This window comes from Arcicella lustrica (assembly GCF_034930985.1).
In the GTDB taxonomy this organism is placed as follows: domain Bacteria; phylum Bacteroidota; class Bacteroidia; order Cytophagales; family Spirosomataceae; genus Arcicella; species Arcicella lustrica.
The window spans coordinates 117,163-130,786 of the sequence record NZ_JAYGIM010000001.1 but is presented as its reverse complement, the minus strand read 5'-3'; the positions used below and the strand labels follow the sequence as shown (position 1 = coordinate 130,786).

12 protein-coding genes and 1 tRNA gene are annotated in these 13,624 nt (G+C 34.7%); 11 read left to right on the top strand and 2 right to left on the bottom strand.

What is annotated here, in order from left to right; all coding sequences use genetic code 11:
* Positions 1–135 precede the first annotated feature (135 nt).
* Positions 136–1,857, bottom strand: coding sequence for a sodium:solute symporter (locus VB798_RS00600; protein WP_323254867.1), 1,722 nt, complete (start codon positions 1,855–1,857; stop codon positions 136–138).
* Between the two features lie 663 nt (positions 1,858–2,520).
* Between VB798_RS00600 and VB798_RS00595 the strand changes: the two genes are divergently transcribed.
* Together VB798_RS00595 and VB798_RS00590 are read left to right on the top strand one after the other, a co-directional pair.
* Positions 2,521–2,602, top strand: a tRNA-Leu gene (locus tag VB798_RS00595).
* A gap of 152 nt (positions 2,603–2,754) precedes the next feature.
* Positions 2,755–4,077, top strand: a complete 1,323-nt coding sequence (locus tag VB798_RS00590) for a trigger factor (RefSeq protein WP_323254865.1) — start codon at positions 2,755–2,757, stop codon at positions 4,075–4,077.
* 140 nt (positions 4,078–4,217) lie between these two features.
* On the opposite strand, the gene VB798_RS00585 is transcribed toward VB798_RS00590, so the two are convergent.
* Positions 4,218–4,589 (bottom strand): helix-turn-helix domain-containing protein, encoded by a 372-nt coding sequence (locus VB798_RS00585; RefSeq protein WP_323254863.1) that lies wholly within the window; start codon positions 4,587–4,589, stop codon positions 4,218–4,220.
* 257 nt (positions 4,590–4,846) lie between these two features.
* Between VB798_RS00585 and VB798_RS00580 the strand changes: the two genes are divergently transcribed.
* From VB798_RS00580 to VB798_RS00540, 9 genes are all read left to right on the top strand, one after another.
* Positions 4,847–5,560, top strand: a complete 714-nt coding sequence (locus VB798_RS00580; RefSeq protein WP_323254861.1) for an ATP-dependent Clp protease proteolytic subunit — start codon at positions 4,847–4,849, stop codon at positions 5,558–5,560.
* Between the two features lie 141 nt (positions 5,561–5,701).
* The gene (clpX, locus tag VB798_RS00575; protein WP_323254859.1) at positions 5,702–6,967 is read left to right on the top strand and encodes an ATP-dependent Clp protease ATP-binding subunit ClpX; all 1,266 of its coding nucleotides are present in this window, start codon (positions 5,702–5,704) and stop codon (positions 6,965–6,967) included.
* 105 nt (positions 6,968–7,072) lie between these two features.
* A complete protein-coding gene (locus VB798_RS00570; protein WP_323254857.1) occupies positions 7,073–7,624 on the top strand; it encodes a hypothetical protein in 552 nt (183 codons plus the stop codon).
* Between the two features lie 94 nt (positions 7,625–7,718).
* On the top strand, positions 7,719–8,792 hold the full coding sequence (locus VB798_RS00565; RefSeq protein ID WP_323254855.1) for a hypothetical protein: 1,074 nt from the start codon (positions 7,719–7,721) through the stop codon (positions 8,790–8,792).
* Position 8,793: 1 nt separating this feature from the next.
* On the top strand, positions 8,794–10,221 hold the full coding sequence (locus tag VB798_RS00560; RefSeq protein ID WP_323254853.1) for a hypothetical protein: 1,428 nt from the start codon (positions 8,794–8,796) through the stop codon (positions 10,219–10,221).
* A gap of 165 nt (positions 10,222–10,386) precedes the next feature.
* Positions 10,387–10,809, top strand: coding sequence for a GNAT family N-acetyltransferase (locus tag VB798_RS00555; protein ID WP_323254851.1), 423 nt, complete (start codon positions 10,387–10,389; stop codon positions 10,807–10,809).
* Positions 10,810–10,856: 47 nt separating this feature from the next.
* Positions 10,857–11,708 carry a DUF5694 domain-containing protein gene (locus VB798_RS00550; protein WP_323254849.1) on the top strand — a complete coding sequence of 284 codons (852 nt, stop codon included), beginning with the start codon at positions 10,857–10,859 and terminating at the stop codon, positions 11,706–11,708.
* Positions 11,709–11,916: 208 nt separating this feature from the next.
* Positions 11,917–12,654 carry a hypothetical protein gene (locus VB798_RS00545; protein WP_323254847.1) on the top strand — a complete coding sequence of 246 codons (738 nt, stop codon included), beginning with the start codon at positions 11,917–11,919 and terminating at the stop codon, positions 12,652–12,654.
* 490 nt (positions 12,655–13,144) lie between these two features.
* Positions 13,145–13,522 carry a PH domain-containing protein gene (locus VB798_RS00540; RefSeq protein WP_323254846.1) on the top strand — a complete coding sequence of 126 codons (378 nt, stop codon included), beginning with the start codon at positions 13,145–13,147 and terminating at the stop codon, positions 13,520–13,522.
* Positions 13,523–13,624: the final 102 nt, after the last annotated feature.

The window sequence follows — 13,624 nt, the reverse complement described above, 5'->3', positions numbered from 1 at the left end:
TTAAGAATTGTGAGTGATAAGTTGTGAATTAAAACAATGACAACAATCCTTTAATTTACAAAAACGTCATTTATTTTATATAGGCTACGGGCGATTAAAATCGCCCGCTATTGAAAAATCTCTGAAATTTTATAATCATTCATTCACAACTGCTTTACTAAATAAACTCATCACCCAAGCAAACACAATCACCAACACACAACCAATTACATTTAGCCAAAGAAAAGCCGTTAAATCGATCCACCAAGCGTAAATCACAAATACTTCTGCCAACAAAGCCGCCCAGAAAACAGCGTCGCCCTTAATAGATTTAAAGTAAAAAGCCACTAAAAATACGCCTAAAATAGTTCCATAGAACCATGAACCTAAAATATTTACAGCTTCAATCAAACTACCAATGTTTGCTGTGAATTGTGCCACGATAATACAAACAATTCCCCAGCCCAAAGTCACTAATTTTGATGCGTTTACATAGTGTTTTTCAGTATCTTCTTTATGAATCATTCTTTGGTAAATATCCACAATGGTACATGAAGTAAGCGAACTGAATGCCGAAGCCATCGCTCCCATCGAAGCCAATAATATTACGGCAATCAACAAGCCGACCATGCCTTGTGGCAAGTACTTGGTTACGAAGGACAGGAAAATATAATTCGTATCGTTAGTATTGGCATCTGGATTTGTTTTCAGCATCAAATCTTTTACTTCACTTCTTAATTCATTTGCTTTTTTATCGGCTGCTAATGCTTTTGACTTCAAGGCTTCAAGCTTTTGGGCATTCAAGGCTTTTGTCTTTAAAGTACTTGTATTTTCATCCGTTTTCATCACGGCATAAAGCTCTTCGACTGCTTTTTTCTTTTCGATAAAAACCTCAGAGTTTCTCTTGACTAAAGCCTTATATGCTGTCGTTTGCTCTACTTTTCCTAATTCAGTTTTGTTGAAAAATAGCGGTGCTTCATGGAATTGATAAAACACAAAAACCAAAGACCCCACGAGTAAAATCAAGAATTGCATCGGAATTTTAAAAATGCCATTCATCAATAAACCTAAACGGCTTTCGCCAACCGATTCGCCTGATAAATAACGACTTACTTGCGATTGGTCTGTGCCGAAGTATGATAATTGCAATAAAAAACCACCAATCAAACCCGACCAAACATTATAACGATTGTTCAAATCGAAACGCCAATCAATAGCATTAAGTTTGTCCATTTTGCCCGCTACTTTCAACGTATCTACAAAACCCATTTCTGTCGGTAATAAGTGAATGACCATATAACCAGCCAAAAACATTCCAATCATCACCACCAACATTTGTTGCATTTGGGTATAAGAAATCGTTTTTGAACCGCCGTACATACAGTAAATCGTCACAACGATTCCTGTGGCGATGTTGGTCCAATACAAATTCCATCCCAAAATGGTTGAAAGAATAATGGAAGGGGCCGCAATCGTTACGCCTGTTGATAAAGCTCGTGGAATCAAGAAAAGAAAAGAAGCCATTACTCTGGTTTTTAGGTCGAAACGTCCTTCCAGAAATTCATAAGCTGTAAAAACTTTTAATTTTTTGAAAATGGGAATAAAAGTGATGGAAAGTACAATCATCGCCAAGGGTAAGCCGAAGTAAAATTGTACAAAACGCATTCCGTCGATATAGGCTTGTCCGGGTGCAGATAAAAATGTAATGGCACTTGCTTGTGTTGCCATCACCGAAAGCGTAACGTGATACCAAGGCATTTGGCGACTAGCTAATAAATATTCTTCAATATTTTTTTCTTGAAATCGACCTTTCCAGAGTCCAAAACCAACAATCGTTCCTAAGGTTAAAATCAGTACTAGCCAATCAATATTTCCCATGTTAAATTTTAAATGTAAGCAGTTTGAAAGAGGATTTGAGAATCGCCTTATATTACAGAACAATTCCATTCTATCTAAAACGGCAAATTAAGCCCACAATTTCTACTTAGTTGAAGTATTCGCTAAAGAGATAAAATAGGATAATCATCAGCACCAAATTACCGACAACTATCCAGTAGAGTTGTTTCCATGATTTGATAAATGGAGGCAAAGATTTATCTTTTTGTTGCATGATTTTTATAATTGAGTACGTTTTGGTTTGCTATTGCTACTATTAAAACCTGTTCAAAGGTCTTAATAGTTTCATTAGAAGCTTGAGGGTTAAATTTAAGGACAAACAAATGATATTGCAATTGAAGATGAAAAGAAACATCAAAAAGACAGATTAAAATGTCTATCATTGTTCTTACCATCGAAATTAAGAATGAGTTAAACTTATGTCCTTATCCACGATTAAAGTATCACATTAATTATTGTAAGAATTATCCTGAAAATAATTTAAACATAATTTCACAGTAGCGATTCCATTAAATCACTAATAATCAACCGATTAATTTCTCTCATTTTTTATTCAGAAAAATATTTCAGTTTTTTTCTAATATTTCTCCAGAAAAGTTTGCAAATAAAAAATCGGCTTCCTAATTTTGCACCTCCAAAACGCAAGCGGGCGTGGTGGAATTGGTAGACATACCAGACTTAGGATCTGGCGCCGTGAGGCATGGGGGTTCGAGTCCCTCCGCCCGTACTCATTCAAAGCCCTCTCAACCGATACGGTTTTGAGGGCTTTTTTGATTTCTGATTGTTGATTTCGGAATGCGGATTTACGAAAATCAGACAAACTGAAATTTATTAACATTAAAATCCGAAATCCGCATTCCAAAATCCGAATTCATAAAGATGAACATTTCTCTCGAAAAAAGTACCCCAGTTAACGCCCGTTTGGTCGTATCTATTTCTGAGGCTGATTATAAGCCACAAGTCGATAAAAACCTTAAAGACTACCGTAAGCGTGCCAACATCAAAGGATTCCGTCCAGGAATGGTACCTATGCAAATGGTACAAAAAATGTTTGGTAAATCTATTTTAATCGACGAAATCAATTCTGTTTTAGGTAAAGCTGTTCCTAACTATATCAAAGAAAATAGCTTAAGCCTTGTTGGTGATCCAATGCCATTGAATGAATTTGAAAATCCAATTGATTGGGATACTCAAACTGAATTTAGCTTTTCTTATGATTTAGGTTTAGCTGGAGAATTCACTGTTGATTTCGAGAAAATTCCTACAATCAGTACTTATGAAATCGAAGCAACTGAAAAAGAAGTAGAAGAAACTATCGAGAATTTGAAACAAAATTCTGGAGAGCAAATTCACCCAGATTCAGTTGAAGATGGTGATATGCTTTTTGGTGTTTTTGCTCAAGGAGAATGGACTGAAAAATCTGCGATTCCTTTCAAAGCAATTAAAGATGAAGCTAAAACTACTTTTATCGGAGCTACCATTGGTACTACTTTAACATTTGACCTTCAAGCAACTTTCGTTGATGAAAAATCAATTGAATTGGCTACAGGTAACAAAACTGGTTTAACTGGTGAAGTAACTTTCACGATTGAAGATATTACTCGTAACGCTCCTGCTGAATTGAATCAAGCATTTTTTGATAAAGTTTTAGGTGAAGGTAAAGTAAGTTCTGAAGAAGAATTCCGCAGCGAGATTTTAGAAATCATCAAATCAAACTACAAACGTGAAGCTGAATATTTGTTGAGAATCGATGCTGAGAAAGCTTTATTAGAAAACGTTTCTATCGAATTGCCAGAAGAATTCTTACGTAAATGGTTAATCCAAGTAAACGAAGGAAAATTCACCCCAGAGCAAATTGATGCCGATTTTGAAAACGTTAAGAAAGACATTCGTTTGAACTTAATCAAAAACGAAGTAGCTACTCAAAACGAAATCAAAGTTGAATATCCAGAAGTTCTTGAAAGAACGAAAGAAATGATTCGTGGTCAATTCGGAATGTATGCACCTGCTGATAACAGCATGGACGAAATGATTGAGCGTATCGCTAACGGTTATTTAACTGATAAAAATAAGCAAGATAACTTCATGAAAATGTTCAATGAAGTATATGCAGCAAAAGTTTCTGATGTAATTGTTTCTAAAGTAAAAACTGAAAGCAAAAACATCACAGTAGATGAGTTCAAACAAGTAGTTGGAGCTTAGTGAATGATGAGTTGAGAATTGTGAGTGATGAGTAGTCACCTCAATTCAACAAAAAATCCCGTAAGGTCAACCTCTGCGGGATTTTTTGTTTTTTATAACATCTTAAAAACTCCATACTCACAACTCATCACTCACAACTCCTAAAATCCTATCTTCTCTCGTTGTTGTTGGCTTTGAATTAGTCTGTAAGCTTCAACCAAAACACGTTCTTCAAACTTACTTCGCCAGTAGTCAGATTCTTTCTTGAGTTTTTCTATTTCAAGCTTTAACTGCTCTGTTTCATTTTCTGCATTGGGTATTATTTTCGGAGTAATTACTTCTTCACCAAAAAGCTCCAACACATTAATATCCAACAAATTGGCTATTTTCTGAGCTCTGTTGATAGTCAATTCTGTTTTACTTCTTTCAATATCGCCAAAAGCGGTTGTTGAGATTTGTAAAAGCTCTGCCATGTTCTCCTGAGAGTATCCTTTTAGCAGACGGGCTTGTCGTATTTTTTCTCCAATTTTCATAATTATCATTTTTTCTGATAAATTCTCTGTAAAACTGACAAGAATTATTTCATAGTTTTTGCATCTTTGCTGTCGAAGATTTTTTGAATAACACCAAAAATAATCTGATAAGTTTCAAATTTGTAGCTAGAACTATTTGAGGTTTTTGAAAGTTATTAAGAAAGCATTCAAGTAAATTCCAGCTTACAGAATTGCTAAAATGGTTTATTTGATTTAATTTACCAACCGACATATTTTCAATTTTATAAAATACCGTTATGTTTCCAAAAGAATTAAGTTCAGAAGAATTCAGAAAATACGCCGTACACCACAGAGGTTTGAACGGTTTGGCAGTTGACCAGTACATGAATCAGGCAAATAATATCGGAGGTACTAGTCGTCCATTCATTGAAGATATGACTCAGTACATCATTGAAGAACGCCCAATGCGTTTTGCACAGATTGATGTTTTTTCACGCTTAATCATGGATAGAATTATCTTCATGGGTGTTCCTGTGGATGATTATATGGCGAATATCATTGTTGCTCAGATGTTGTTTATGGAATCTACGGATGCAAAGAAAGACATCATGATGTACATCAACTCTCCGGGTGGTTCTGTATATGCAGGTTTAGGTATCTATGATACAATGCACTATATCCGTCCAGACGTTTCTACGATTTGTACTTCGTTGGCGGCTTCAATGGGTGCAGTATTATTGGCTGGTGGTACAGCAGGTAAACGTTCTGCATTGCCACATGCACGTATTATGATTCACCAACCTTCAGGTGGAGCGCAAGGACAATCTCGTGATATTGAAATCACTGCTCGTGAAATCGTGAAAATTCGTAAAGAATTATATGAAATCTTGGCTCATCACTCTGGAAAATCATTTGAAGAAATCGAAAAAGATTCAGATCGTGACTACTGGATGCGTGCAGAAGAAGCAAAAGAATACGGTTTAATCGACGAAGTATTGACAAGAGTATAAAATCTTGCTGCTAGAAGTAAAATTAAATCAGCGTAACTCAAAAAATGCTTATTACTTCCACAGAAGTAGTAAGCATTTTTTGTTTTTAAATCAGTAATTTTACCACGGAAATAATGAAGGCACAATTTTGTGTGTAAAGATATGAGACAACAGCAAGCCCATTGCGTCCTTTGTGGACGAAAACAAAATGAAGTACCTTTATTAATGGAAGGTATGGATGGACACGTGTGTAACGAATGTGTAACGCAAGCTTACCAAGTAGTTCAACAAGAATTGAATCCTGAAAAAAACAGAAAAAATAAAAATAGCAAAGCACCAGCACCAAAATTCAATTTGGTGAAACCCATTGAAATGAAAAAGTATATTGATCAATACGTAATTGGTCAGTTTGAAGCGAAAAAACATCTTTGTGTTGCAGTTTACAATCATTACAAACGTTTGATGCAACATGATACCAAAACAATACAAGACGATATCCAGATTGAAAAATCAAATATCATCATGGTTGGTGAAACTGGAACTGGAAAAACATACATGGCAAAAACCATTGCTAGAATGTTAGAAGTACCTTTTTGCATTGCCGATGCTACCGTAATTACCGAAGCAGGTTATGTGGGTGAAGATGTAGAAAGTATCTTAACCCGTTTACTCCAAGCGGCTGATTATGATGTAGAAAAAGCAGAAATGGGCATTGTATTTATTGATGAAATTGATAAAATCGCTCGTAAATCTGATAATCCATCTATTACTCGTGATGTTTCGGGCGAAGGCGTTCAGCAAGCTTTATTGAAATTATTAGAAGGTGCGGTGGTAAATTGTCCTCCTCAAGGTGGCAGAAAACACCCAGACCAAAAAATGATTGCGGTAAATACCGAAAATATTCTCTTTATTTGTGGTGGTGCTTTCGATGGTATCAAGCGTCATATTTCAAAACGCTTAAATACTCGTCCAATTGGTTTTAGTTCAGACGATACTTTCTTGGATATGTTTGAAGATGAGAATGTAATGAAATTTGTTACTTCTCAAGATTTGAAATCATTTGGTTTAATTCCTGAATTATTAGGTCGTTTGCCAGTAGTTACTTACTTAGATCCACTCGACCACGAAACATTACTTTCGATTTTAACAGAACCTAAAAATGCTATTACTAAACAATACCATAAATTATTCAAAATGGAAGGTATTGATTTAGAATTTGAAAAGCCAGCATTAGAGTACATCGTTAGCCAAGCAATGGAATATAAACTCGGAGCAAGAGGTTTGCGTTCTATCTGTGAATCAATCATTACAGATGCCATGTTTGAACTTCCTTCACAAACAGAAATCAAAGAATTTAAAATTTCACTTGAGTATGCTCGTCAAAAATTTGAACGAACCGTTTTTCATCAAATGAAAAAAGCAGCTTAAGTACTATATAAAACACCCAGAAAAAGCCCAAAATGATGATTTGGGCTTTTTCTTTTGCAATTAATTTATTCTTCCAGCGTTTCTAAACAAAAAAAACCTAGTATTATGCAAACAATTAGACTAACTTTTGCCAGCATCTTTGCTGTATTTGTAGCTGTTTCTTGTACTTCACAGAAGGCTGTAATTTCTCAAAATCAAGCAGAAAAAGCTACTATTGAAATTGCTAAAATTGAGAATCAAAGCAATACTTCAATGATTGAAGCGGCTCCAAAAAAGCAAAGCCCAGCCATGTATGCTTCTACAGCTGAAGTAATACAAATTGATGAAGCGAATCAAGAAGCTATCAATGAAGTAAAAAAAGAAAAAATCAATGCTCTTTTAGAGAAAGTTATTGCTCAGAAAAGCGAGAACAAAACAGTAACCAGCACGCACAAAGCTAATTTTGTGGAGAAACTAATCATCAAAAAATTAGAAAAGAAAATGAAAAAATCAGCACAACCTGTTGATTTTCATAGTTGGAATTCTTTCTTGAAACTTGGGGTAATACTTTTAGGAATTGGTATCATCTTAGCCATTGTTGGGTTAGGAACAGTCGGTGGACTTGCTGCCTTCATTGGTATCTTATTTACCATTTTAGGGATTTTGCAGGAAGTATAATCCTCCTAAATCTGCCATTCCTCATAATTTCTTTGTCGGATAAAGTTTTTTTTACCAAATTCGGTCTTTCTTGAAACTATTTATTCACGACCTTATGTCTTTTTTCGACAAGTTGAAATATGTTTTTCGTGGCAACAATCCTACCATTGAAAATACAAATATAGCGATACCAATCGCAGAAGAGGTATCCTCAAACGAAACGTTGGTGACAGTTACTCAACCTGCACCAACGTTTTCACATCCTATCAATGACCAACCCGATTGGCTAATCAACGAAGATATTCTTCGAGACGAAGGCGTTATTTTCGGGCTTTCGGGTTCTAATCCAGAAGAAAAGGTTTCCATCATTCGTCATTACTTCTCGCAACAAACTGCCGAAACCGATAAAGTGATTGCTCAACACCAAGAAGAAATTGGTGAGCTAAACTATTGGATTAACGAAAAAGAAAGCTTGGTAAAAGAAATTGAACAGCAAATTCAAGCACTTAAAAACCAAGAATTCACAGAGCAACATCATTTATTAAGAACCGTTGTCGGCTTAACGCTTGCCACTGGCATTGCGGTTGGCAATTATTATCTTATCCGAGAATCTTTACAAGGACAATTTCAAGAAAGTACTTTTATTGCCCTCGGTGTGTTTTTAGCTGGGATGTTCAACCTTTTTGGTAGAATTTCTTTCTTGCACGACGAAAGCAAAGAAAGTACTTGGAAAAGATTATTAGAAGAAGTAGGTATGCCTTTGGCTGCTTCATTCTTTGTTTTTGCACAAATCTACGCTTCAAAACCTCCTCTTCAAGCTTGGGCTTTATTCGCTTTTATCTTCTTTTTGTTTATGTTTTCAGGGAAATTATTCTTAGGAAATCTTACGATTTTCAAGGATGATTTTAGCATTTTCCAAAAGCGAAACCAATTGTATAAAGACAAAATCAAGAAAGTAGCAGAATGGGAAGCTGACATTGAAAAACATAAAGCTGAAATCGAAAAGTATCGCCAGAAAAAGCAAGATATTTTACCAGAACTCACCAAATTAAGTACTATCAATCTAAAGCTAAAAGCCCAAAGAGATATGCTGATTAAAGTATTTGAAAGTGAATATCATTTGGCGCAGAACTATCGAAATAAATTGAATAACAACCAAGTGAAAACAATTTTAGGAGAAGAAGAATAACATGGAAAATACTGAACACAACAATAATCGTATGTTAGCAAATACTCCTGCTACTCATACCGAAAATTACGATTTTCAACATGGTTATCATGGTGGTTTGGAATCGGTGGATAGAAATACTTATGAAGGTTATCTTTCTTCTCAGGTAAATTTCGAATGGCTTTCTCGTCAACTGAACGAGAAAAAGCAAGAACTAAGTGATTTAGAAAAAGTAATCGAACATATTAAAGCTCGCTCTAAAGAAGCTTTTGATGCACTACAAGCAAGAATTTTGAATGTAAATTTAGCAGGTAAAAACAGAGACCGTCTTGAAAATCAATTAAACGAGAATCAAGAAGCAGCTAATACTTTACACGAAAAAAGAAAAGCTGTTGCTCATAAATACTCTTTGTTTGCAGGGATTATTTACTTCTTGGCTGGAGTATCTTTTGTAGCGGGCGATTTAATTATCTCGCACGAAATCGTTGCTTATGCCCTTAACATTCGTAATAATTTTGAGGCTTGGTCTTTTGCAGTTGGTTTAGCAATGCTTTCTATTTTATTAAAACCTGCTTATGAACGTTTGATTGAATCGCCTTATAACGATGACAATTCGCAACATTCTAAGAAAGTATATGTTTGGTTTAAAAGTATTACGGTAGTTTTTGCAGTAGCAACGCTCTTTATTTTAGGTTGGTTTAGATACGAAGCCTACAAGACTGATAAAATGAAAGAGAGCGTAAACAAATCTATCAAACAATTACAAAACCAAAGCTTCGACCCGTTGAACCCGACGGCTCCCCTACCCGCAAATGTTACTCGACAAATTGATGAAAAATTAAAGACTTTCGACCAATTGAATGAAAAATTGGTGAATAGCCCTTGGGCATTAACATCGTTTGTGTTGTCGGGTATTTTGTTTGCTTTGGCTGGTGCTATTTGTTTGGGAATTGCCTTTCCTGTTTTACAATGTTATTGGTCGAAATGGTTGCAGATTGACCCACGTTTGAAACGTTTAAAGAAAGAAAAATTACAATTGGTGACACAATTACAAGAAGTAGAAAAAGATTTGGCAGAGCAAATTGTTCAAAAGAATATCTTCGAAAACGACTTACAATTATTACCAAGCTTTGAATCTTTAGAAATTCAGAAGAAAAATCTTTTGGAGGAAATCAAAGAAATTGAACGTGAAACTCGTTTGGCTGAAACAGACTCAAGAATTGGTGCTTATAATGATGGTTTCGGTAAAGGTTCGATGGTGAGAGACGTGATTAATACTGATGAAGTAAATCAGTTTGTAAGAGATAATTATTTCGACACGGCTACGCTGGCAAGTAAAGCAAAAGCTTCTTCGGCTGGTGGCGACAAAGCGATATTCTCTAAACGTCCAAACCTTCGTCCACATCAACAATTACGCAAATTGATTTCTGAGGATTTTCAGGAGGAATAGCTTTTTAATTTGAAGATTTGAAAATGGAGTTTCCTATTAGGAGGTGAATTAATTCACCTCCTAATAGGAATTTATTTGATAATGAATTGATTTCAAAACTCACGATTCACTAAATCACTCATTCACAATTCACTAACTCACAACTCCCTAATTCACTCAATAAATATGACCATAAAGATAGCCCACACTGAAGCAGAGGTTCGCAAATGTTGGTATGTAATTAGTTTACTTCGTCCACATCTGACGGAAGAAGTATTTGTAGAAACAGTACTCCAAATGTTCGGTGAGGGTTATCAATTAGCTTATATCGAAAAAGACGATGAAGTAGTATCTGCCATTGGTTTCAGGTATTTGCAAATGCTTTATAATGGCAAACAAATTTATATCGACGACCTTACGACTTCTGACAAAGTAAGAGGTGAAGGCTATGGAACAGCTTTGTTAGACTACGTAATAGATTTAGCCAAAGCCAACAACTACGATTGTGTCACCCTAGATTCTGGACCAACCCGCCATACAGCACATCGTTTATACCTCAATAAAGGCTTTCATATTAGTAGCCATCATTTTGTAAAGAAGCTTTCTTAATATTTAATAAGCATCTAAACCCAAAAACTTAAAACAAGTTATCTCTAATGAAGCCCTTAAATATAATCACCACAATTGTATTAATAATCAATACATTTAGTCTATTCGGACAAAAAAACGAAATCAAACAACCTTCTTCATTTTTTCCTAAAGAAAAAGCACAAGTTTTAGTGGTCGGTACTTTTCACTTTGATTATCCCAATTTAGACATCAATAAAGTAAATGATACCGATAAAATTGATGTATTAAAAGAGCCAAAAAAATCTGAAGTTACAGAATTGGTAAATTATATTAAACAATTCAAACCTACAAAAATTGCTATTGAAGCCACACCAAAATGGAACGCTACAGAAAAACTCAGAAAATATAAAGCAGGAAATTCAAGAAATGAAAGAGACGAACGCTACCAAATAGCGTTGAGAGTAGCTAATGAAATGAAAATGGATACTATCTATGGTATTGATGCTGATTCTTTTGATGAAGATTTAGTAAAATTAGATTCCGTATATTTTCAAAAGTTATTCAAGGATTTTGATTTCCAAAATGACGACAAGTTCAATGCCATGTATATGAAATGGTTTGATTATCAAGAAAAACTACCTGCAACTACCAACCTATTGAAATACATTAAAAATATCAATACCAGCAAATCTCATAAATTAGGATATGGTGCATATTTGGTAGGAGATTTTAAATTAGATAATCAAAGAGGTGCCGATATTTTATCTATCTGGTGGTATAATAGAAACTTACGAATTTTCAGAAAACTGCAAGAAATAACTGAAAGTAGTAAAGATAGAATATTAGTAATCTTTGGGAATGGTCATGCTGCAGTTTTAAGACAATTATTAGAATCTTCGCCAGAATATCAGTTTATTGAGTTTGATAGTTTGAAGTAAATGCAAAGCCCTAAATATGCTTATATAAGAAATGATTAATCCCTACAAAAAAGTAAATAAATGGCAAGACTATATCCAAAATAGAAGGCGATAAATTGATAAAAATATACCATAGCCAGTATTTTGTTATTCAATAATTCACTATTTTTAAATCATCTTTTGGCACATTCTACCACAAACACTAAACCAACCAAAATCCTCTACAGTCATGTCTACTACCTCAGAATTAGGGCAAGCTAAGAACCTTGCTAATTTCGAAATCCTTATTTCTTATTGTATTAATTTTGAAGAGCGTTATAATCCTTCTCGTGAGGATTTGAAAATTGCTAATTTACAGGCTTTACTGGCTAAAACGAAGGCTGCGATGGCTGAACATTCGCTTAAAGTGGTGGCTCAAAATCATGCTATTAGTCAACGACAAGAGGCTTTTGCTCCTTTAAAGTCATTATCGACTAAATTGGTGAATGCTTTTAAAATATCGGGTGTGGATGACCTAACTGTTACAAGGGCGAAAGCTATCAATCGTAAAATTCAAGGAAAAAAGGCTTTATCTACGCTTAAAAGAATGAAGAAAGAAACGCCTGAAGAGCCTATCGTAACTATCTCGACTTCGCAACAGAGTTATAATTACTTGGTTGAACATTTAGATGCACTGGTACGTCTTCTTGCAGCTCATCCTGAGTACAATCCCAATGAAATCCCTTTACAGATTCCTACTTTGAAGGACTACATCAATCAATTAAAAGCTTGCAACTTGGCTGTAATGAACACCCATGTAGCATACGAGGGCAGTCGCTCGACAAAAAATACCTTGTTATATCATGATAAAACGGGCTTATTAGATATTGCTTTGGACGTAAAAGCCTATATCAAGGTCATCTTTGGTGTGAAGAGCTACGAATACGGATTAATTAAGGGCATCTCTTTCAAAAGAAGGGACATCTAGGGCAATACTGAGTACAGCAATAAAATTATTCCCTACATCTTAGTCAATATTAGCTAGTGATATTAGATTTATTCATCTGTCATTGAGATTTATGGCTTAGGCATTTAGATATATAATTAGGGATTTAAGATTTATGGCTTGGGCATTTAGATATATTATTATGGCATTGGGATTTAGAGCTTAGGCTTTTAGATATTTTATTATGGCTTTAGGATTTATAGCTTGGTCTTTTAGGTATATTATTATGGCTTTTAGATTTAAAGTTTGGGCATTTAGATTTATTACTGTGGCTTTTAGATATATTCGTATGGCTTTGAGGTTTGAAGCTTAGGCTTTAAGATTTATCCTTCCGTCAATCATAAATCATGGGGAATAAGCGTTAGTAAGCCGATTGTCGTTCAGATATTTTACAGGATAAAATGTCAATTTACTGTTCAATCTTCGTTAAATTAGAGTGTGATTTATGTTAAACCAATAAATAAACCTAAACATGGGAATTTTAAATGCTATAATGGGTAATTCATCAGAGGTATCGGCTGATAAAATTGCACATGAATTTGAACCGATTTTAATAGAAGGAGAAGTAATTGTAAAATCCTTCAAGCTTATCAGAGATATGTTTGTGTTTACGAACAAACGTTTGATTTTGGTGGATAAACAAGGGTTGACTGGCTCAAAAATCGACTTTATGACCATTCCATATCATTCGATTAACTATTTTACCAAACGTAGTGCGAGTTTATTAGACCTTGATGCCGAGATATTGATTTGGATAAAAGGCGCACCAGAACCTATCCAAAGAGATTTCAGAAAAGGTGAAAATATAAATGATGTGTATAAAGCACTAAGTACTTATGTATTAGCGTAAAGAGGTACAGACTTCGAAATAATCCCGCAAAGTTGAGCATAACTTTGTGGGATTATTTTTATAATAATACCATTTCCCATCGAAAAGCAATAATTTTGTAAG

Coding starts and splice junctions, on each gene's coding strand:
- VB798_RS00600 (WP_323254867.1), bottom strand. CDS start 1,857: ATGGGAAATATTGATTGGCTAGTACTGATTTTAACCTTAGGAACGATT.
- VB798_RS00590 (WP_323254865.1), top strand. CDS start 2,755: ATGAACATTTCTCTCGAAAAAAGTACCCCAGTTAACGCCCGTTTGGTC.
- VB798_RS00585 (WP_323254863.1), bottom strand. CDS start 4,589: ATGAAAATTGGAGAAAAAATACGACAAGCCCGTCTGCTAAAAGGATAC.
- VB798_RS00580 (WP_323254861.1), top strand. CDS start 4,847: ATGTTTCCAAAAGAATTAAGTTCAGAAGAATTCAGAAAATACGCCGTA.
- clpX (WP_323254859.1), top strand. CDS start 5,702: ATGAGACAACAGCAAGCCCATTGCGTCCTTTGTGGACGAAAACAAAAT.
- VB798_RS00570 (WP_323254857.1), top strand. CDS start 7,073: ATGCAAACAATTAGACTAACTTTTGCCAGCATCTTTGCTGTATTTGTA.
- VB798_RS00565 (WP_323254855.1), top strand. CDS start 7,719: ATGTCTTTTTTCGACAAGTTGAAATATGTTTTTCGTGGCAACAATCCT.
- VB798_RS00560 (WP_323254853.1), top strand. CDS start 8,794: ATGGAAAATACTGAACACAACAATAATCGTATGTTAGCAAATACTCCT.
- VB798_RS00555 (WP_323254851.1), top strand. CDS start 10,387: ATGACCATAAAGATAGCCCACACTGAAGCAGAGGTTCGCAAATGTTGG.
- VB798_RS00550 (WP_323254849.1), top strand. CDS start 10,857: ATGAAGCCCTTAAATATAATCACCACAATTGTATTAATAATCAATACA.
- VB798_RS00545 (WP_323254847.1), top strand. CDS start 11,917: ATGTCTACTACCTCAGAATTAGGGCAAGCTAAGAACCTTGCTAATTTC.
- VB798_RS00540 (WP_323254846.1), top strand. CDS start 13,145: ATGGGAATTTTAAATGCTATAATGGGTAATTCATCAGAGGTATCGGCT.